Below are 18,816 nucleotides of genomic sequence, written 5' to 3'. Positions count from 1 at the left end.
GACGGCCTCAGAGTATTAAAGTGAAATCTGATTTCACAACAAAAAGCTCTGCTCCGCCTTCAGGTACGGCCACATCACCGTAAACCGTCGGCATCCTATCAACCTAGAGAGCAATCCATGTCTAAAAATCAAAACTACGAAGAATACCAAGACCAAGATGACAACCGTCCCTTGAGTATCGAAGAGCAGCGCGCCCGCCTGCGCCAACTCATTATTATGGGTAAGGAACGCGGCTACATCACTTATTCCGAAATTAACGACGCGCTGCCCGACGATATGTCCGACGCCGAGCAAATCGACAACATCGTCAGCATGATTTCCGGCCTGGGTATCCAGGTAACCGAGCAGGCTCCCGATGCTGAAGACATCCTCTTGAGCGACAATGCCGCCGCCCTGACCGACGACGATGCCGTTGAAGAAGCCGAAGCGGCACTTTCCAGCGCAGATTCCGAATTCGGCCGTACAACCGACCCTGTGCGCATGTATATGCGTGAAATGGGCCAAGTCGATTTGTTGACACGCGAAGACGAAATCATCATTGCCAAAAAAATCGAAAATGCATTGAAAAACATGGTGCAGGCCATTTCCGCCTGTCCGGGTTCGATTGCCGAGATTTTGGCTTTGATCGAACAAGTCCGCAACGACGAAATTCGCGTAGATGAAGTGGTTGAAGCCATCATCGACCCTAATGAAGTTTTGTTAAACGAATTGGGTCTGGGTCATTTGGAAAATGCCAAACCTGACGATGAAGAAGGCGAGACCGACAGCGAAGTCGAAGATGACGACGAAGATGATGAAGATGACTCCGGCAGTGATTCCGAAGCCATGTCCGCCGCCCATTTGGCCGAACTGAAACAAAAAGTGTTGGAACATTTCGCCTTTATCGAGAGCGAATACGGCAAAATGATCAAGCAGCTGGAAAAACACGGCAGCCAACACGCCAACTACCTAAAACACCGCGATGCCATTGCCAACAAACTGCTGGAAGTCCGTTTTGCCACACGCCAAATTGAAAATTTGAGCAGCAACCTGCGCAGCCGCGTTGAAAACATCCGCAAACTCGAACGCGAAATCCGCGATATCTGCATCGACCGCGTGCGTATGGAACGCGACTACTTCATCGAAAACTTCCTGCCTGCCATTACCGATTTGGAATGGGTTGAAAAAGAAGTAGCCAAAGGCCGAGTGTGGGCAAATGCTTTAGATCGTTTCCGCCATGCCATCCTCGAAAAACAAGCCGAGCTGGCCAATATGGAAACCGAAACCCGCATTTCCATTGAAGAGTTGAAAGAAATCAACAAAAACATGGTGTTGAGCGAAAAAGAAACCTCAGCCGCCAAACAGGAAATGATTCAGGCCAACTTGCGTTTGGTTATTTCCATTGCCAAAAAATACACCAACCGCGGCTTGCAGTTCCTTGATTTGATTCAAGAAGGCAATATCGGCCTGATGAAAGCGGTGGACAAATTCGAATACCGCCGCGGCTATAAGTTCTCGACTTACGCCACATGGTGGATCCGTCAAGCGATTACCCGTTCCATCGCCGACCAAGCACGTACCATCCGCATTCCGGTTCACATGATTGAAACCATCAACAAAATGAACCGTATCTCGCGCCAATACCTGCAAGAAACCGGTGAAGAACCTGATTCCGCCAAACTGGCCGAGTTGATGGAAATGCCGGAGGACAAAATCCGCAAAATCATGAAAATCGCCAAAGAGCCGATTTCCATGGAAACACCGATTGGCGACGACGACGATTCGCACTTGGGCGACTTCATCGAGGATGCCAACAATGTTGCGCCGGCAGAAGCTGCGATGTACACCAGCCTGCACGAAGTAACCAAAGAAATCCTCGAAAGCCTGACACCGCGCGAAGCCAAAGTGTTGCGTATGCGTTTCGGTATCGATATGAATACCGACCACACGCTCGAAGAAGTCGGCAAACAATTTGACGTAACCCGCGAACGTATCCGTCAAATCGAAGCCAAAGCCCTGCGCAAGCTGCGCCATCCGACCCGCAGCGACCGCCTCCGCAGCTTCCTCGACAGCGAAGAAAACAAATCATAAAAGCAAACCGCAGGTTGAAAAGCCTGCGGTTTTTATTGGAATACGAAAAGGCCGTCTGAAAACCAAATCTCAAAAGATTTAATCGTTTCAGACGGCCTTAAATTTTATTCAGCTTCAGTGGTTTTCTTTTTCGGACGGCGTCGGCGGCGTTTAGGTTTGCCATCGGTTGATCCACTTTGTTTCTGACGTTTGTGATCATTGGCCGCAGTCATTTGCTGGCGGGTTTCCTCATCGGCATGTTGGAAAGTTGTCCACCAAGAAGCCACCTCTTTATCAACCTCGCCAACTTCACTACGCAAAATCAGGAAATCATAAGCAGCACGGAAACGGGCTTGCGCCAACAGACGATACGGGCGCGCGCCGCGCATATTGTCGAATTGCGGCTGAAATTGCCAGATTTCACGCATGGTTGCAGAGAATCTTTGCGGTACGCCCCAACCTTTCTCCACCGTATCGCGCATGGTGTTCATCGCATCCATCAGCGCAGGGACAGGTTTTTGACCATGGCTTTGATTGCGTTGCCAAATGGCGTTTAGTGTCGGCCATAATACCGCCGCCAATACAAAACCGACGGAAACGGACTTATCCGCACGAAGACGCTCATCGGTATTTTTCAAGGCCAACATAATCATACGTTTGTCGGCTGCTTCGGCAGTTTTCAAGGCATCTAAAAGCGGATGGATGCCTTCGGGAATACCCAACTCGTTCAACCGTTTCAAACAGGCACGGGAATGGCCGGAAAACAGGATTTTCATGATTTCGTCAAAAAGACGGGCCACCGGCTCATTTTTCAGACGGCCTGCGTATTCGGCAATCGGCAAAGCCGTTTGCTCTTCCACTTCAAAGCCCAACTTGCCCGACAAACGGACGGCGCGAAGAATACGGACGGGATCTTCCTGATAGCGTTCGGCAGGATTACCTATCATCACCAATTTCTTATCGGCAACATCAGCCACGCCTTGATGGAAATCCCAAATTTCCTCTTTAATCGGGTCGTAATACAGCGCGTTGCAAGTAAAGTCGCGGCGCATGGCATCTTCTTCAATGCTGCCGTAAGTATTGTCCTTCATAATGCGGCCTTGCGCATTTTGCTGAACCTTATCGCCACCGCGAAACGTCGTCACTTCAATAGTTTCAGGACCAATCATCACATGAACGATTTGAAAGCGGCGGCCGATAATGCGGCTGCGGCGGAATATTTTACGGATTTGCTCCGGTGTGGCATCGGTTGCAATATCAAAATCTTTGGGCTCAACCCCGAGCAACAAATCCCGAACGGCTCCCCCTACAACATAAGCCTGAAAACCGGCTTCATGCAGGCGTTTGGCAATTTTCTCAGCGGCAAAGCTCAACATATCCGCATGGATACCATGTTGCTCAAGCGGAATAATCTCCTTTTCGGGCAACGACTTGACGTGTTTTTTAGGCAACACTTTATGCAGCCATTTTTTTAACATAAGCAGCTCTTTTCACAATAAAAAAGGCCGTCTGAAACTTGTCCGGCTTAAGCCTTTGCACAATATCCTGCCGTAGATAAAGACAAAACATTGAGCAAAGGCTTCAGACGGCCTAAAAAAGACGTGCCATTATACCTTATGGAAGTTCGATTAATTAGCGTATTGACAAAAAATATCGGCTATAATGACGGTCTGACAACGATTCAGGCAAAACATCATGTACCACTACAAATCCGAAGCTACCCAATTCCTCGACAAACTCATGGCCGATCATCCCGAATTAGAAGCGCAACGCCTCGAAAACCGCCATTTACTGTGGGATGTAACCCTTAATCCGGCCGAACAGGCTGAATTTGAAGCGGCCAAAGTCAACAAAAAACCTTACACCTACTATCAAGACTAATCCCGCATCGGCATGACGACCAACACGCACAATACCGATCCGGCATTACAACATTACCTCAACAGCATCGGTCAATCCGAACATCCCGTTTTGACCGCATTGCGCGAGCGTACCCAATCACATCGTCTGGGAAAGATGGCCATCGCCCAAGAGCAGGCAGCCATGTTGGTGTGGTTGGCCAAATTATTGAATGCCAAAAAATATTTGGAAGTTGGCGTCTTTACCGGTTACAGCAGCACCGCCATAGCGCTTGCCCTCCCCGAAGACGGCAAAATCATGGCTTGCGACATCAATGTAACCTTTACCGATATTGCCCGCGAAACATGGCAGGCAGCAGGCATAGCGCATAAAATCTCGCTTCATCTGCAGCCGGCTTTGCTGACTTTGGACGATTTGATAACGCAAGGCGAATCTGAAAGCTACGACTTGGCGCTTATCGATGCCGACAAACCGCCTACGCCGAAATATTTTGAACGCTGTTTACAACTAGTACGGAGTGGCGGCGTGATTGCCATCGACAATATCTTATTGGGTGGGCGCGTCATGAATGAAGCTGCCGAAAACGATCCGCCCAGCCTGGATATCCTGCGCCATTTCAACCAAAACCTGCCGCATGATACACGCATTATTCCCATTACCCTGCCTATCGGCGACGGTTTGACACTGCTGCTAAAAAAATAAAACGACACAATCTGATGAAAACATTATCACATTCCCTGTTTCTTTTACTGCTTACTCTATTGGCCGCATCATGCGCCGTTTCCCATCCCCATCAACCTGCCGACAATGCCAACTTTGTCCTGCCGGATATTCCGCGCGAGCCTTTGCCTGAAAAAAATATTCCCTATCCGCGCTTGGATGAACAAACCCAGATTGACCACTTGGGCATACAAATCGCCCGACTGGAACGCACCGTTGAAGAATTAAACCAACGCCTGCACACATTGGAACAACAGCGAACCATCAAACGTCCAACTCCTTTAGCTCCCAAACCCAAAGCCCAGCGTTTGGACGACCGCAAGCTGAAAATGAACTATTTGGCCAATGGCGGCGGCGTGCCGTCTGAAACAGACTCAGCCGCACAAAATGAATTGCGCCTTTATAACCAGGCGCAAAAATACTATCAGCGCAACAACTTCTCCGCCGCAGTGGCCATTTTGAAAGAAGCCGACGGCGGCAACGGCAGCGAAATTGCCCGCCGCAATATGTATCTACTTCTGCAAAGCCAACAGCGTCTGGGCAACTGCGAATCCGTTATCGAAATCGGCAACCGCTATGCGAATCGATTCCGCAACAGCCCGCAAGCCCCTGACGCCATGTACAGCATCGGCCAGTGCCAATACAAACTGCAACAAAAAGACATTGCCCGCAGCACATGGCGCAAACTGATGCAAAGCTTCCCCAACAGCGAAGCGGCAAAACGCGCTTCCATCAGTCTTAAACAAAGATAAACGTTCAGACGGCCTTGTCATCCCCAAGGCCGTCTGAATATTTTTTACCCTTAATCCATTCAAGCAAAAGGAACTCCTCATGATCCAAGTCGGCATTATTATGGGCAGCAACAGCGATTGGCCGGTGATGCAGCAGGCAGCACAATTTCTCAAAGAATTCGGCGTTGAATACGAAGCGCGTGTCGTCTCTGCACACCGTACGCCTGATTTGATGTTTGAATACGCCGAAACCGCACGCGAACGCGGCATCAAAGCCATTATTGCCGGTGCAGGCGGCGCAGCGCACTTGCCGGGCATGGTCGCAGCCAAAACCACCGTCCCCGTCTTGGGCGTACCCGTTCCCAGCAAATATCTGCGCGGCGAAGACTCCCTGCTTTCGATTGTACAAATGCCTAAAGGCGTTCCAGTTGCCACATTTGCCATTGGCGAAGCAGGCGCGGCCAATGCAGCGCTGTTTGCCATTTCACTTTTAGCCAACGAAAATCCTGAATTGGCTGAAAAATTGGCGGCTTTCCGTGCCAAACAAGAACAAACCGTTTTAGCCATGGAATTGCCTGAAGCATAACGGACTAAGGCCGTCTGAAAGTTGTAAAAGGAAACTTAGATTTCGTTTTACGCTTTTCAGACGGCCTTGTTTATTGATCAAATTAAATCAACATCATGAAAACGCCGCTATTCGTCCTACTCTCCACCCTACTTTGTGCCTGCCAAAGCCCAAGTATTCCTGCTCAATCAACCGCCATTCCATCTCAGCAAAAAGCTCAAGATACTACCGGCAACCTGATTATCTTCTATGATACACAGACCGGTTCTGCGCCATTGTTAAAAGCAGTGAAAGCCTCCGGCGCAAGTTTGATTTATGAATACAAAAACCTGAACGGCATTGCTATTCGTCCGTCTTCCAAGACCAAGATTGAAGATTCCATTGCCTATTTCAAAAAGGTAAACGGCGTATTGTCCGTCGAACAAGATAGGCTGCTGAAACTTCAATAATCGAGCTGGTTCTTCGGACTAATAAAAAAGCCGTCTGAAACGCATCACAACGTTTTCAGACGGCCTTTTACTTGTTCAAAACATTAAATCATGCCTCTGCCTTGCGCTTTTGGCTTGGCTTGGCCGAATTCCAGTTTGCTCAGCGCAGACAAATAGGCTTTGGCGGTTGCCACCAACACGTCGGTATCTGCACCTTGGCCGTTGACCACACGGTCGCCACGTTGCAGGCGGACGGAAGTTTCACCTTGGCTTTCTGTACCTTGAGTTACCGCATTGACAGAGTAAATCTGCAAGGTTGCGCCACTTTGCGCCACACTTTCAATAGCTTTGAAGATGGCATCAACAGGGCCTGAGCCGCTAGCGGAAGCGTGTTTTTCTTCACCGCGAATACTGAACACAATATCGGCGCGCGGTTCTTCGCCGGTTTCAGTGCTGATTTTTTGAGAAATGAATTTGTAGCTTTCGGTATTCATATTGCCCATTTCGTCAGACACCAAAGCGTGCAAATCTTCATCAAATATTTCGCGTTTTTTGTCGGCGAGTTCTTTGAAGCGTGCAAATGCCGCATTCAACGCCTCTTCGCTTTCCAACTCGATGCCCAAATCTGCCAGCTTGCTGCGGAATGCGCTGCGACCGGACAATTTGCCCAAAGTCAGGCGGTTGGTTGACCAGCCGACTGATTCGGCCGTCATAATTTCATAGGTTTCAGGGTGTTTCAACACGCCGTCTTGGTGGATGCCTGATTCATGTGCAAAGGCGTTTGCGCCGACTACCGCTTTATTTGGCTGAATCGGATAACCGGTAATGGTGGACACCAGTTTGGATACCGGCACGATTTGCGTGGTATCAATGCCGGTTTCCAAGCCGAAAAGGTCGTGGCGCACTTTCAACGCCATCACAATTTCTTCAAGGCTGGCATTGCCTGCGCGTTCGCCCAAACCGTTGATGGTACATTCCACCTGGCGCACGCCTGCCTGAACAGCAGCCAGCGAGTTGGCAACCGCCATACCCAAGTCGTTGTGGCAGTGGGTCGACCAGACTACTTTGTCGCCGTTGGGCACGCTTTTGATGATGTTGCTGATACGCTCGTACCATACGGAAGGGATGGAGTAGCCGACAGTATCGGGAATATTGATGGTGGTTGCGCCCGCTTCGATAACCGCCGTAAAGATTTTGGCGAGGAAGTCCAAATCCGAACGCACGGCGTCTTCGGCGGAAAATTCCACATCATCGGTGTATTCTTTGGCGATTTTCACCGCTTTGACCGCCGCATCGATGACTTGCTGCGGCTTCATTTTCAGTTTGTGCTCCATGTGGATGGGGCTGGTGGCGATAAAAGTGTGAATACGTTTTTTTGGCGCGGGGGAAACAGCTTCGCCTGCTTTACGCACATCGTTTTCAACGGCACGCGCTAACGAGCAGACTGTAGATTTGGTGATGATTTTGGCAATCGCATTAACCGACTCGAAATCGCCCGGACTGGCTGCGGCAAAACCTGCTTCAATCACATCGACACCCATCTTTTCCAACTGGCGGGCAATACGGATTTTTTCCTCTTTGGTCATGGATGCACCCGGCGACTGCTCGCCGTCGCGCATGGTGGTATCGAAAATGATAACGCGGTTGGTTTGTGTCATTTCTGTTCTCTCCAGAGATTCGTTTTTTTGTAAAAAAGCATTCAAATCAAGCGGTCTGCCTTGCGCTTCCGCCAAAGCGGTTAGTTTTTGCAACTGAGCCAAAGGCAGGGAACCGCGTGTACGCCATTTATAGATAGCCGCCGTCGTTGCAGCATTTTCCGGGTCATGCTGTTTCAGGGCTTCGGCCAGCGCGTTTACGCCGCCAAAATAGGCAACCAAACGGTCAATGTCTAATTGCATGATGTTCCTTGTCCAAATCTGATTAAGATTATTGTGTTTAGGTTTTGCATTATACTTATTTTAGACAAAACGACAATCTATTTTTATCAAAAAATTGGTGTAAATTTTAAAAATTGAGAAATTTTTATACATTTTGTCTAATTTGAACTATTAAAAGCCCCTCTCAAACCGAACACATCCTAAATATAGTAAACTAATCCCCTATTTCCCCGATTTAAAACACACTATGCCCCACACCATCCCTACCGACCGTTCCGACATCGAATGGCGCAACGAAAGCACACAAAAGCCGCCTAAGCAGGCTGTTTACATACAAGAAGCAGGCGCAGCAGAAATCTTAAAAAATGCCCACGCGCAAACTGCAACCGTTTGGACTGGTGATTTTCATAATGCCAAGCAAGTCTTATCTGCAATGAAAAAACGTATCCGCAGGCCGTCTGAAAAAAAGAAAGGCGCACCTGCCGATATTCAGACGGCCTTTCATGCCCACCGTATGAAACAAGCGCAACAAAGCCGGTTGCTCAATATGCTTGCCATCGAAATCCAACCTAATTTTCAACTGGACAATGCGCGTGCACCCGATATCTACGCCGCCTTGCACAATGTTTACGACACACCAAACGACAAACCGTTTCTTTTGCCGCTGAATCAATTACTGGGCTTTATCGGTGCACACGAATGGCACAAAAAAGGCATAGACATTTCGCAGCTAGACGGAAAAATCCATGTTCCTTTCGGCGTATTCTCTCCACTGCGCGGCGAGTATTTGGATTTAATCGCACAAGCGCCACTCGCTCCCAATATTCAGACGGCCTTTGACATCGGCACCGGCTCAGGCGTTATTGCCGCAATTTTGGCCAAACGAGGCATACCCGACATCATCGCCACAGACACCAACCCAAAAGCAATAGCCTGCGCCACAGCAAACCTTGAGCGTCTAGGCTTAGATAAAGCTGTCAACATCCAATCGATTGATTTATTTCCCGAAACTTGTGCCGACCTTATCGTCTGCAATCCGCCTTGGCTGCCGGCAAAACCGACCTCCGCCATTGAAATTGCACTTTACGACCCAAACAATGCCATGTTGACAGCCTTCCTCAACGGCGTAAGTCACCACTTAAATCCAAACGGCGAAGCCTGGCTGATTATTTCCGACTTGGCAGAACACTTGCATTTACGCGATAAAGACTTCTTAAACCAATGCTTTCAAACGGCCTCACTCGATGTCGTCGATATTCTGAAAACCAAGCCGCAACATAAAAAAGCAATTGATGAATCCGATCCTTTGGCATTTGCCAGAAATAAGGAAACTACCTATCTGTACCGTTTGAAAACAAAATAAAATCAAGGCCGTCTGAACATTCAGACGGCCTTTAAGCATTTTTATAAAAGAAAACGGCATATCCGTAAAGATATGCCGTCGATGGGAGCAGCAGGGACTGCTATATTTGGCAGTGGTTTGTGTTTTAGTCCTCTTGCGCCCCTGTTTGCAGGTAGTTTGGCAGACCAACTCTGCCAATCAATTCCTGCTGGGTTTCAAGCCAGTCGATGTGTTCTTCGTTGATGTCTTTTTGTTTTTCCAACAAATCACGGCTGACGTAGTCTTGTTGCTCTTCTGCAAGGGCGATGGCTGCAACCAGAGCATCATGTTTTTCATACTCTTTTTTCAAGTCGCAGGCAATGATTTCTTCGGTAGATTCACCGATTAACAATTTACCCAATTCTTGCAGATTAGGCAGGCCTTCCAAGAACAAAATACGCTCGATCAAATCGTCTGCGGATTTCATTTCGCGGATGGACTGTTTGTAGAAATGACTACCCAATTCTTCAAAGCCCCAGTTTTTCAAAATGCGGGCATGCAGGAAGTATTGGTTAATGGTAATCAGCAACAAACCTAAGTTTTTGTTTAATTCGCGGATAACTAAGCGATCGCCTTTCATATTCAGCTCCTTATTCAGTTAAACGCTTAATTACATTTGGCTTTGGTAGTAGTTGCCTTCGCCAACCAACTCGATCAGACGCAATTGTTGTTCCAACCAGTGAGCGTGATCTTCTTCAGTGTCTTTCAACTGAGCAATCATCAGGTCGCGGGTAACGTAGTCTTGAGCTTCTTCACACAGTTTGATGCCTTTTTTCAACGCATCGCGTACTTCGTATTCAGTGTTCAAGTCTGCTTTCAGGCAAGAAATAACGTCAGTACCTACGTTTACTGGAGCAGGAGTCATTTTAGGAGTACCGCCCAACATCAGGATACGACGGATGAAATCTTCAGCGTGAGTAGTTTCTTCTTCCATCTCGTGGTTCAAACGTTCGAACAGTTTGTTGTAACCCCATTCAGAGTACAGACGAGAGTGGATAAAGTATTGGTCGCGAGCAGCCAGCTCACCGGACAACAATTCATTCATGTAATCAATAACTGCTTGGTTGCCTTGCATAATTCTTTCTCTTTCTTTTAAAAATTGATGATGACGAAATGAAGATTCGTGTGTTGTTACGGAATGAGTGAATTGTATGCACAAGTAGCGGTTTTGACAAATTTTTTATTTAAAATACAAACAATTATCAAAAAATTTAACCCACCCAAAAGGCCGTCTGAAAAATTAATCCCCTGTTTTTAATAATATTTTTTTGACATTAGTATTAAGAATCCATTGCATTATTCAAAAACATTTACATTCGTTAACCATAAATAAAAGCAAATAATCCGACAAAATCAATCAAATTTAATTATGAATTATTCTCAACTGCTTTTGCCTTATTTTTTTGAATCACCCATTCCGTCATCACTTGCGAATCGTGCTATAATTGCCAGTTATCTTTTTTTTAAGCAACCAGCTAAACCTTATAAATTATCATGAAACAAATCCGCAATATTGCCATCATCGCCCACGTCGACCATGGCAAAACCACATTAGTTGACCAATTGCTGCGCCAGTCCGGTACATTCCGTTCCAACCAGCAAGTCGAAGAACGCGTCATGGACAGCAACGATCTTGAAAAAGAACGCGGCATTACCATTCTCGCTAAAAATACCGCCATCGAATACGAAGGCTACCATATCAACATCGTAGATACCCCGGGACACGCCGATTTTGGTGGCGAAGTGGAACGTGTATTGGGCATGGTCGACTGCGTCGTACTGTTGGTTGACGCACAAGAAGGCCCTATGCCGCAAACCCGTTTTGTGACCAAAAAAGCCTTGGCTTTGGGTCTGAAACCGATCGTCGTCATCAATAAAATCGACAAACCGTCCGCCCGTCCAAGCTGGGTTATCGACCAAACATTCGAATTGTTCGACAGCTTAGGTGCAACAGACGAACAATTGGACTTCCCTATTGTTTATGCTTCCGGCCTCTCCGGCTTTGCCAAATTGGAAGAAACCGACGAGAGCAACGATATGCGTCCTCTGTTTGAGACCATCTTAAAACACACGCCTGCACCAAGCGGCAGCGCGGACGAAACGCTGCAATTGCAAATTTCCCAACTGGACTACGACAACTACACCGGCCGCCTCGGTATTGGCCGCATCCTGAACGGCCGCATCAAACCCGGCCAAGTCGTTGCCGTCATGAATCATGAAGAACAAGTCGCCCAAGGCCGCATCAACCAGCTGTTGGGCTTCCAAGGCTTGGAACGCGTACCTTTGGAAGAAGCTGAAGCCGGCGACATCGTGATTATTTCCGGTATCGAAGACATCGGTATCGGCGTAACCATTACCGACAAAGACAATCCCAAAGGCTTGCCGATGTTGAGCGTGGACGAGCCGACACTGACCATGGACTTTATGGTCAATACTTCCCCTCTGGCCGGTACTGAAGGCAAATTCGTAACTTCCCGCCAAATCCGCGACCGCCTGCAAAAAGAATTGCTGACCAACGTTGCCCTGCGTGTTGAAGATACTGCCGATGCCGATGTCTTCCGCGTTTCCGGCCGCGGCGAATTGCACTTGACCATTTTGTTGGAAAACATGCGCCGCGAAGGCTTTGAATTGGCGGTCGGCAAACCGCGCGTGGTATTCCGTGAAATTGACGGTCAAAAATGCGAGCCTTACGAAAATCTGACTGTGGACGTACCGGATGAAAACCAAGGCGCGGTCATGGAAGAACTCGGCCGCCGCCGCGGCGAATTGACCAATATGGAAAGCGACGGTAACGGTCGTACGCGTTTGGAATACCATATTCCTGCACGCGGCCTGATCGGTTTCCAAGGTGAATTTATGACCTTGACCCGCGGTACCGGCTTGATGAGCCACGTTTTTGACGACTATGCTCCGGTTAAACCTGATATGCCAGGCCGACACAATGGTGTATTGGTTTCTCAAGAGCAAGGTGAAGCCGTTGCTTACGCCCTGTGGAACTTGGAAGACCGCGGCCGTATGTTCGTTTCTCCAAACGATAAAGTCTACGAAGGCATGATTATCGGTATCCACAGCCGTGATAACGACTTGGTGGTAAACCCTCTGAAAGGCAAAAAACTGACCAACATCCGCGCCAGCGGTACAGATGAAGCCGTCCGCCTGACCACGCCTATTAAATTGACTTTGGAAGGCGCAGTTGAGTTTATCGACGATGACGAACTGGTTGAAATCACGCCACAATCCATCCGCCTGCGCAAACGTTACCTGAGCGAGTTGGAACGTCGCCGCCATTTCAAAAAACTGGACTAATCCTGTTTGATTGACATACTTTAAAATCAAGGCCGTCTGAAAAGTGTTTTGGAAATCCTAGATTTCACTTTTACACTTTCAGACGGCCTTTTATCATCTGTTTAAATAAAGTAAATCGACATTTCTTCCGCCTGCACCGCCGCTTCATCAGGTCGGTCATTTTTACGATATTGCCCCGGCGATATCCCATATTGCTTTTTAAATGCCTTACCAAAATGCGTTTCCGATTGAAAACCGACCGAAAGCGCAACCGATAAAACCGAATCCGCCGTCTGCTTTAACAATAACGCCCCCTGCTGCAAGCGGATGCTGTTAACAAAGGCATGCGGGCTTGTTCCCGTCTGCTGTTTAAATACCCGCATCAATTGGGCGCGGGACAAATTGGCCATCGCAGTCATTTTCTCAATATTCCATTCTTCTTCCGGTTTTTCGACGACTGCCTGAAGCAAATTCCGCAAACGTTTATCCTGCCAACCATTCAGCAAACCGCTTAATTGCGCTTCCTCATTTTTCTCCAAACAGGCACGAAGCAGAAAGACCAGCAATACCGAAGCCAATGCATTCACAACCGCTACCGAGCCGGATAAAGCCTGACTGCTCTCATATTGCAATAAGGTCACCAAATACTGCAAAGACGGATGGTTGATGTTCAATAAAACGGTATCAGGCAGCCCCGTCATCATATCCGCCTGCGCTTCATATTCAAACCTTGCGCAAAAAAGATGCAAAGCCGCCTCTCCACCGGCATGACTTTGCTTGACTTTAAATGCACCATTCTCAGCCGTCAGCACGCGAACACCGAAATTTTCACAACTGCTGTCGCTGCTCAAAGTATGCCCAACGCTGCGCGGGAAGAAAATAATATCCCCCGCACTCAGCAGCCTGGCCTCTTTCTCTCCATCAATTCGGATATAGCCCGAACCGGCAGTTACGATATGCACCAAACCATGCGCACGCTTGGGCTCATGCCGCACATACCACTCCCCTTGAAACAGGCACTGAACATCCACACTGCCCTTTATCTGCGCCAATTCGACCAGCCTATCTAAAATATCCATAGTGTTTTTTTACCAATAAATGAGATGTTTTGACGATTAAAATCTTCCAATTATTGCAATAATACACACACCAAACACAAACGGATAGGATTTTTTATCTTATCCACTCACATTAAGAAAGGACATATCATGTTTAAAGACTGGCCTGAACATACCGCCTTGGTAAAAAAATCATTCGGCGAACTGGGTAAAAACCATCCTAAAATGCTGCAAGCCTACGGCGCGCTGGAACAAGCAGCCGCTGCCGAAGCACTGGATGCCAAAACACGCGAACTGATCGCCATTGCCGTTGCCATTACCACACGTTGCGAAAGCTGCATCAGCGTGCACGCAGCCGCCGCTGCCAAAGCAGGTGCAACCGACAGCGAAATCGCCGGCGCATTGGCCACCGCTATTTCTCTAAACGCAGGTGCTGCTTATACATATGCTTTGCGCGCCTTAGAAGCAGTAGAAACCCAACGCTAATCAGCTTGTAAAATCAGGCCGTCTGAAAGACAACTCCCCTTTCAGACGGCCTGATGAAATGCTAAACTAATATAGTTATTATATTATTTTCTATCTAACAGGAGATTGAATCATGAAGAAACTGCTGACCGCCGTACTTTTTGCCGCCGCTATCGCCACTCCTTTGGCCGCTTCCGCTGCCTCTATGCCTAAAGTTGAAAAAAGCGCGGCACAACCTGCAAAAGCAAAAGGCGTTTGGATTGATGTCCGCTCTGCCGAAGAATTCAAAGAAGGCCATTTGCAAGGTGCGCTCAATATTCCGCACGACCAAATCGTTGAACGCATCAAATCCGTCAGCCCGGATAAAAACGCACCGGTCAACCTCTACTGCCGCAGCGGTCGCCGAGCAGAAGCCGCACTGACCGAACTGAAAAAAGCCGGCTACACCAATGTAACCAACCACGGCGGTTATGAAGACTTAGTGAAAAAAGGTTTGAAATAAACCTAGCTGATTTTAAAAAGGCCGTCTGAAATTTTTCAGACGGCCTTTATTACATTACAGACAGCAACTTCCAAATCTCAAACGTTTGCTGAGACCGGCTTCATGAATCAATTGTTTGATAACCAAAATATTGGTGTTATCGGACAACGCGCGAATGCTGTGCGCCTCCATCGGCTCAAGTCGGATAACTTGCAAGCCTTCGGTTTGCAAAACTTCGTCCACCGTTTTGATTTCGGCTTTGCCGTTTAAAACCAAAAGCAAAATAATCGCATCCGTCTCATATGCCGGAATTTCATTATTTTTCTGCAGTGAAAGCTGAACAATCTCCTGATTGCCGTCTGAAGCAATCACGCCGCCCAATAAAGCTTTGGGGTCTAATTCATAATGTTTCATTATTATCCTTTCCGCCCAAACGTTGCCGATTCATGGACAATCGCTCAAGCAAACCAGTACAATACCGTCCATCTTACCGATAGACACAATATTGTCACATGAACATATTAATCTCAAACGACGATGGTTATCTTGCGCCCGGTTTGGCAGTTTTGGCAAGAGTATGTGCAGAATTTGCCAATGTCAGGGTGGTTGCGCCTGAACGCGATCGCAGCGGCGTCAGCAATTCCCTGACTTTAGACCGTCCTTTACAACTGAAACAGGCGGAAAACGGGTTTTATTATGTGAATGGCACGCCCACCGACTGCATTCATGTCGGCCAGCATGCCCTTGCCGATTTCAAACCCAACTTAGTCTTATCCGGCATTAACAACGGCGCAAACATGGGTGACGATACGCTTTATTCCGGTACGGTTGCCGCCGCGACGGAAGCCTATCTGATGGGCATTCCCGCTATTGCCTTTTCGCTTGCCGATTCCAGCGGCCGTTATTGGGAAACCGCAGAAAAAGCCGCTTGGATGCTGCTTTCCTACTTTCTCAAACGCCCTATTTCCAAACCCATCTTATGGAACATCAATATCCCTGCCGTCGCACCTGAAGATATCCAAGGCATAAAAATAACACGGCTCGGCCGTCGCCATCATGAACAAAGCATTGTTCCCATGTATAATCCACGTGGCGAACAAATTTATTGGATTGGGCCGGTCGGCGATGTTTCCGACAGCGAAGAAGGTACCGACTTTGGCGAATGCGCGGCCGGCTTCATCACGATTACCCCCCTGCAAGTCGATTTGACTGCCTACGGACAAATGGAGCAAACCGCTTCCTTTTGGTCAGAAATCCCTGCGCCTTAACAGTCCCTAACAGCCGAACACTTGAGAATCAAGCATATTTTTATTATGATATGCCCCGACGAGAACAATTACCCGAATACGAAAGTCATTAACATGTTGAAAAAAAGTGTATCTTATGCCGGATCGGCAGCTTTGGTTTTATTACTTGCAGCCTGTGCCAGCCAACAACCGGCTCCTGTAGTCGTCGGCACACAAAGCGGTGGTTCAACAACAAGCTCTACCGCTGACAATCCTTACGGTGCCGCGCCTTACAATACCAACACCAGCCCTGCGGCAGATGCGCCATACACTCCGCCGGCAAGTACACCTGCCCCAACGTACAACAGCGGCAGCACCGGCACTTACACGCCTTCTTATGCGCCTGTCGATATCAATGCAGCGACACATACTGTTGTTCGTGGCGATACCGTTTACAACATCTCCAAACGCTACAACATTACCCAAGACAATCTGCGTGCATGGAATAACCTGGCCGACAACACCATCAGCATTGGTCAAACCCTGCGCGTGAAACCTGAAGGCTACGTTGCACCTGCAGCTTCTGCAAGCAAACCTTCGACGCCAACAACTACAACCACTGCTCCGGTCCCAAGCACGCCTGCCAATACACCAACCGTATCTACCGGCAGCAGCCGCAACGTCAGCGGCATCACATGGCAGCGTCCGACTACCGGTAACGTTATCGCCAACTTCGGCGGCAGCAACAAAGGCGTGGATATCGCAGGTACTCAAGGCCAGCCTGTCGTTGCAGCGGCAGACGGTAAAGTCGTTTACGCAGGCTCAGGCTTGCGCGGTTACGGCAACTTGGTCATCATCCAACACAACTCCTCATTCTTGAGCGCATACGGCCACAACCAACGCCTGCTGGTTAATGAAAACCAAACCGTGAAACGCGGCCAAACCATTGCCCACATGGGTAATACCGATGCATCTCGCACCCAGTTGCACTTTGAAATCCGTCAAAACGGCAAACCGGTCAATCCGGCAAATTATGTTGCCTTCTAAGCTGATTCAAGCAACCTAATTTCACTTCAATCCCTGCCTAAATGTCATTTAGGTAGGGATTGTTTGTACCGGTTTCCCATGAAATTTCATCTTCCTCTTCTTTATACTCTGCTATTGGGCGGTTGCGCCGCGTTTTTGCCATCATTGGACGAACGCACCCAAAGCAGTTATCTTGACATCCCTTCAACGCCGCGGCTGGACAGCACCTTAGGTATTCCTTCCGCCCCCTCCAAGGCCGATATTTCCCATATCTATCTGCTGAACGATGCCCATGAAGCCTTTGTCGCCCGAGCAGCCTTAATTGAAGCCGCCGACCATACCCTTGATTTACAGTACTATATCTGGCACAACGACATCTCCGGCAAGCTTTTGTTCAACCTGATTCATCGCGCGGCCGAACGCGGCGTCCGTGTGCGTTTGCTTTTGGACGACAACAACACCAACGGCATGGATGATCTCCTGCTGGCACTTGACAATCATCCCAATATCGAAGTCCGTCTGTTTAATCCCTTTATTTTCAGAAAATGGCGTGCACTCGGCTATATTGCCGACTTTCCGCGACTTAACCGCCGAATGCACAATAAATCGTTTACCGCCGACAACCGTGCCACCATTTTAGGCGGCCGCAATATCGGCGACGAATATTTTAAGGTTAACGACGATACCATCTTTGCCGACCTCGATATCCTCGCCACAGGCCGCGTAGTAACCGAAGTTTCCCAAGACTTCGACCGCTATTGGGCAAGCCATTCCGCCTATAATGCGACCAGCGTCATCAAACGGGGAAACCTGCAAAAAGGACTGGCCGAACTTAATTACACCGACCAAGATAAAAATCAAACGCTCATCCGCTATCGCCAAAGCATCGAACACTCCAGCCTCTATCAAAAAATGCAGAGCAACCTTATAGAGTGGCAAAGCGTCAGCACACGTTTAATCAGCGACGATCCGGCCAAAGGCTTAGACCGCGACCGGCATAAACCGCCTATTTCCGAACGCCTACAAGACGCCCTCAAGCAACCCGAAAAAAGCGTTTACCTTGTCTCGCCCTATTTTGTACCCACAAAATCAGGTGTCAAAGCCATAGAAAAGCTGATACACAACGGCGTGGACGTTACCGTCCTGACCAATTCCCTCCAGGCGACCGACGTTGCCGCCGTCCATTCCGGCTACGTCAAATACCGCAAGCCCTTGCTTAAAGCCGGGGTCAAACTTTACGAGCTCCAGCCCAACCACGCCGTTCCGACCTCCAAAGACCGCGGCTTGACCGGTAGCTCCGCCACCAGCTTGCACGCCAAAACATTCATCGTGGACGAGAAACGCATTTTCATCGGCTCATTCAACCTCGACCCACGCTCCGCACGCCTCAATACCGAAATGGGTGTCGTCATCGAAAGCCCCGAAATCGCAGGCCAAATGCAGCGCACCCTCGTAACGACCACCCCAAGCTACGCCTATCAGGTAACGCTTGGCAATTACAATAAACTATACTGGTATGACCCGAGCGAAAAACGAACTTACGCACACGAGCCCGAAGCCAAGTTCTGGAAACGGATGACTTCAAAAATCCTGTCCATTCTGCCCATAGAAGGATTATTATAGAGGCCGTCTGAAAACAAAAATCATGCGGCCGGAGGAATTCA

The 18,816-nt window shown here is 48.5% G+C and carries 19 protein-coding genes; 13 read left to right on the top strand and 6 right to left on the bottom strand.

The genetic code is table 11. The features are described from left to right. Positions 1 to 117 precede the first annotated feature (117 nt). A complete protein-coding gene (gene rpoD, locus HMPREF2711_RS07205; RefSeq protein ID WP_036491012.1) occupies positions 118 to 2,070 on the top strand; it encodes an RNA polymerase sigma factor RpoD in 1,953 nt (650 codons plus the stop codon). Positions 2,071 to 2,174: 104 nt separating this feature from the next. Here the strand turns inward: rpoD and HMPREF2711_RS07200 are convergent, their stop codons facing one another. Further along, on the bottom strand, positions 2,175 to 3,527 hold the full coding sequence (locus HMPREF2711_RS07200; protein ID WP_070615905.1) for a polynucleotide adenylyltransferase PcnB: 1,353 nt from the start codon (positions 3,525 to 3,527) through the stop codon (positions 2,175 to 2,177). Between the two features lie 217 nt (positions 3,528 to 3,744). Between HMPREF2711_RS07200 and HMPREF2711_RS07195 the strand changes: the two genes are divergently transcribed. The 5 genes from HMPREF2711_RS07195 (at position 3,745) to HMPREF2711_RS07175 (ending at position 6,374) form a co-directional block, all read left to right on the top strand. Then, positions 3,745 to 3,930 carry a DUF3460 family protein gene (locus tag HMPREF2711_RS07195; RefSeq protein ID WP_003746542.1) on the top strand — a complete coding sequence of 62 codons (186 nt, stop codon included), beginning with the start codon at positions 3,745 to 3,747 and terminating at the stop codon, positions 3,928 to 3,930. Positions 3,931 to 3,942: 12 nt separating this feature from the next. Beyond that, on the top strand, positions 3,943 to 4,611 hold the full coding sequence (locus tag HMPREF2711_RS07190; protein WP_003746540.1) for a class I SAM-dependent methyltransferase: 669 nt from the start codon (positions 3,943 to 3,945) through the stop codon (positions 4,609 to 4,611). Positions 4,612 to 4,625: 14 nt separating this feature from the next. Then, on the top strand, positions 4,626 to 5,381 hold the full coding sequence (locus tag HMPREF2711_RS07185) for a tetratricopeptide repeat protein (RefSeq protein ID WP_070615902.1): 756 nt from the start codon (positions 4,626 to 4,628) through the stop codon (positions 5,379 to 5,381). A gap of 79 nt (positions 5,382 to 5,460) precedes the next feature. Then, the gene (purE, locus tag HMPREF2711_RS07180) at positions 5,461 to 5,946 is read left to right on the top strand and encodes a 5-(carboxyamino)imidazole ribonucleotide mutase (protein ID WP_003686478.1); all 486 of its coding nucleotides are present in this window, start codon (positions 5,461 to 5,463) and stop codon (positions 5,944 to 5,946) included. A gap of 95 nt (positions 5,947 to 6,041) precedes the next feature. Then, complete coding sequence (locus HMPREF2711_RS07175) at positions 6,042 to 6,374, top strand: hypothetical protein (RefSeq protein ID WP_070615901.1); 333 nt, start codon at positions 6,042 to 6,044, stop codon at positions 6,372 to 6,374. An 83-nt stretch (positions 6,375 to 6,457) separates the two neighbouring features. Here HMPREF2711_RS07175 and HMPREF2711_RS07170 read toward each other — a convergent pair whose 3' ends face one another. Beyond that, positions 6,458 to 8,251 (bottom strand): 2-isopropylmalate synthase, encoded by a 1,794-nt coding sequence (locus HMPREF2711_RS07170; protein ID WP_003746532.1) that lies wholly within the window; start codon positions 8,249 to 8,251, stop codon positions 6,458 to 6,460. A gap of 226 nt (positions 8,252 to 8,477) precedes the next feature. Here HMPREF2711_RS07170 and HMPREF2711_RS07165 point away from each other — a divergent pair, with 226 nt between their 5' ends. Further along, positions 8,478 to 9,593 carry a methyltransferase gene (locus HMPREF2711_RS07165; RefSeq protein WP_003746530.1) on the top strand — a complete coding sequence of 372 codons (1,116 nt, stop codon included), beginning with the start codon at positions 8,478 to 8,480 and terminating at the stop codon, positions 9,591 to 9,593. Positions 9,594 to 9,717: 124 nt separating this feature from the next. Here HMPREF2711_RS07165 and bfr (HMPREF2711_RS07160) read toward each other — a convergent pair whose 3' ends face one another. Together bfr (HMPREF2711_RS07160) and bfr (HMPREF2711_RS07155) are read right to left on the bottom strand one after the other, a co-directional pair. Beyond that, positions 9,718 to 10,191, bottom strand: a complete 474-nt coding sequence (gene bfr / locus HMPREF2711_RS07160; protein WP_003746529.1) for a bacterioferritin — start codon at positions 10,189 to 10,191, stop codon at positions 9,718 to 9,720. Between the two features lie 30 nt (positions 10,192 to 10,221). Beyond that, on the bottom strand, positions 10,222 to 10,686 hold the full coding sequence (bfr, locus tag HMPREF2711_RS07155; protein ID WP_003746527.1) for a bacterioferritin: 465 nt from the start codon (positions 10,684 to 10,686) through the stop codon (positions 10,222 to 10,224). Positions 10,687 to 11,105: 419 nt separating this feature from the next. Between bfr (HMPREF2711_RS07155) and typA the strand changes: the two genes are divergently transcribed. Then, positions 11,106 to 12,917: a translational GTPase TypA gene (gene typA, locus HMPREF2711_RS07150; RefSeq protein ID WP_003746523.1), complete on the top strand. Its 1,812-nt coding sequence runs from the start codon at positions 11,106 to 11,108 to the stop codon at positions 12,915 to 12,917. A 101-nt stretch (positions 12,918 to 13,018) separates the two neighbouring features. Here typA and HMPREF2711_RS07145 read toward each other — a convergent pair whose 3' ends face one another. Next, the gene (locus tag HMPREF2711_RS07145; RefSeq protein WP_003746522.1) at positions 13,019 to 13,975 is read right to left on the bottom strand and encodes a cupin domain-containing protein; all 957 of its coding nucleotides are present in this window, start codon (positions 13,973 to 13,975) and stop codon (positions 13,019 to 13,021) included. Between the two features lie 129 nt (positions 13,976 to 14,104). Here HMPREF2711_RS07145 and HMPREF2711_RS07140 point away from each other — a divergent pair, with 129 nt between their 5' ends. Both HMPREF2711_RS07140 and HMPREF2711_RS07135 read left to right on the top strand, forming a co-directional pair. Then, positions 14,105 to 14,440: a carboxymuconolactone decarboxylase family protein gene (locus HMPREF2711_RS07140; RefSeq protein WP_003746520.1), complete on the top strand. Its 336-nt coding sequence runs from the start codon at positions 14,105 to 14,107 to the stop codon at positions 14,438 to 14,440. A gap of 112 nt (positions 14,441 to 14,552) precedes the next feature. Continuing rightward, positions 14,553 to 14,921 carry a rhodanese-like domain-containing protein gene (locus tag HMPREF2711_RS07135; RefSeq protein ID WP_003746517.1) on the top strand — a complete coding sequence of 123 codons (369 nt, stop codon included), beginning with the start codon at positions 14,553 to 14,555 and terminating at the stop codon, positions 14,919 to 14,921. A gap of 54 nt (positions 14,922 to 14,975) precedes the next feature. On the opposite strand, the gene HMPREF2711_RS07130 is transcribed toward HMPREF2711_RS07135, so the two are convergent. Then, complete coding sequence (locus HMPREF2711_RS07130; RefSeq protein ID WP_003746515.1) at positions 14,976 to 15,314, bottom strand: cupin domain-containing protein; 339 nt, start codon at positions 15,312 to 15,314, stop codon at positions 14,976 to 14,978. Between the two features lie 98 nt (positions 15,315 to 15,412). Here HMPREF2711_RS07130 and surE point away from each other — a divergent pair, with 98 nt between their 5' ends. From surE to HMPREF2711_RS07115, 3 genes are all read left to right on the top strand, one after another. After that, entirely contained in the window at positions 15,413 to 16,168 is a 756-nt protein-coding gene (surE, locus tag HMPREF2711_RS07125; RefSeq protein WP_003746512.1) for a 5'/3'-nucleotidase SurE, read from the top strand. A 93-nt stretch (positions 16,169 to 16,261) separates the two neighbouring features. Further along, positions 16,262 to 17,173 carry a peptidoglycan DD-metalloendopeptidase family protein gene (locus tag HMPREF2711_RS07120; RefSeq protein ID WP_003746510.1) on the top strand — a complete coding sequence of 304 codons (912 nt, stop codon included), beginning with the start codon at positions 16,262 to 16,264 and terminating at the stop codon, positions 17,171 to 17,173. 78 nt (positions 17,174 to 17,251) lie between these two features. Beyond that, the gene (locus HMPREF2711_RS07115; RefSeq protein ID WP_003746508.1) at positions 17,252 to 18,775 is read left to right on the top strand and encodes a phospholipase D family protein; all 1,524 of its coding nucleotides are present in this window, start codon (positions 17,252 to 17,254) and stop codon (positions 18,773 to 18,775) included. Positions 18,776 to 18,816: the final 41 nt, after the last annotated feature.

It is taken from the genome of Neisseria sp. HMSC070A01, from assembly GCF_001810165.1.
In the GTDB taxonomy this organism is placed as follows: domain Bacteria; phylum Pseudomonadota; class Gammaproteobacteria; order Burkholderiales; family Neisseriaceae; genus Neisseria.
The sequence above is the reverse complement of the archived record's forward strand: the minus strand, read 5'-3'. Positions and strand labels throughout refer to the sequence as shown.

Bases quoted from the DNA above. Each gene is read 5' to 3' on its own strand.
- rpoD (WP_036491012.1), top strand. From the start codon at position 118: ATGTCTAAAAATCAAAACTACGAAGAATACCAAGACCAAGATGACAAC.
- HMPREF2711_RS07200 (WP_070615905.1), bottom strand. From the start codon at position 3,527: ATGTTAAAAAAATGGCTGCATAAAGTGTTGCCTAAAAAACACGTCAAG.
- HMPREF2711_RS07195 (WP_003746542.1), top strand. From the start codon at position 3,745: ATGTACCACTACAAATCCGAAGCTACCCAATTCCTCGACAAACTCATG.
- HMPREF2711_RS07190 (WP_003746540.1), top strand. From the start codon at position 3,943: ATGACGACCAACACGCACAATACCGATCCGGCATTACAACATTACCTC.
- HMPREF2711_RS07185 (WP_070615902.1), top strand. From the start codon at position 4,626: ATGAAAACATTATCACATTCCCTGTTTCTTTTACTGCTTACTCTATTG.
- purE (WP_003686478.1), top strand. From the start codon at position 5,461: ATGATCCAAGTCGGCATTATTATGGGCAGCAACAGCGATTGGCCGGTG.
- HMPREF2711_RS07175 (WP_070615901.1), top strand. From the start codon at position 6,042: ATGAAAACGCCGCTATTCGTCCTACTCTCCACCCTACTTTGTGCCTGC.
- HMPREF2711_RS07170 (WP_003746532.1), bottom strand. From the start codon at position 8,251: ATGCAATTAGACATTGACCGTTTGGTTGCCTATTTTGGCGGCGTAAAC.
- HMPREF2711_RS07165 (WP_003746530.1), top strand. From the start codon at position 8,478: ATGCCCCACACCATCCCTACCGACCGTTCCGACATCGAATGGCGCAAC.
- bfr (WP_003746529.1), bottom strand. From the start codon at position 10,191: ATGAAAGGCGATCGCTTAGTTATCCGCGAATTAAACAAAAACTTAGGT.
- bfr (WP_003746527.1), bottom strand. From the start codon at position 10,686: ATGCAAGGCAACCAAGCAGTTATTGATTACATGAATGAATTGTTGTCC.
- typA (WP_003746523.1), top strand. From the start codon at position 11,106: ATGAAACAAATCCGCAATATTGCCATCATCGCCCACGTCGACCATGGC.
- HMPREF2711_RS07145 (WP_003746522.1), bottom strand. From the start codon at position 13,975: ATGGATATTTTAGATAGGCTGGTCGAATTGGCGCAGATAAAGGGCAGT.
- HMPREF2711_RS07140 (WP_003746520.1), top strand. From the start codon at position 14,105: ATGTTTAAAGACTGGCCTGAACATACCGCCTTGGTAAAAAAATCATTC.
- HMPREF2711_RS07135 (WP_003746517.1), top strand. From the start codon at position 14,553: ATGAAGAAACTGCTGACCGCCGTACTTTTTGCCGCCGCTATCGCCACT.
- HMPREF2711_RS07130 (WP_003746515.1), bottom strand. From the start codon at position 15,314: ATGAAACATTATGAATTAGACCCCAAAGCTTTATTGGGCGGCGTGATT.
- surE (WP_003746512.1), top strand. From the start codon at position 15,413: ATGAACATATTAATCTCAAACGACGATGGTTATCTTGCGCCCGGTTTG.
- HMPREF2711_RS07120 (WP_003746510.1), top strand. From the start codon at position 16,262: ATGTTGAAAAAAAGTGTATCTTATGCCGGATCGGCAGCTTTGGTTTTA.
- HMPREF2711_RS07115 (WP_003746508.1), top strand. From the start codon at position 17,252: ATGAAATTTCATCTTCCTCTTCTTTATACTCTGCTATTGGGCGGTTGC.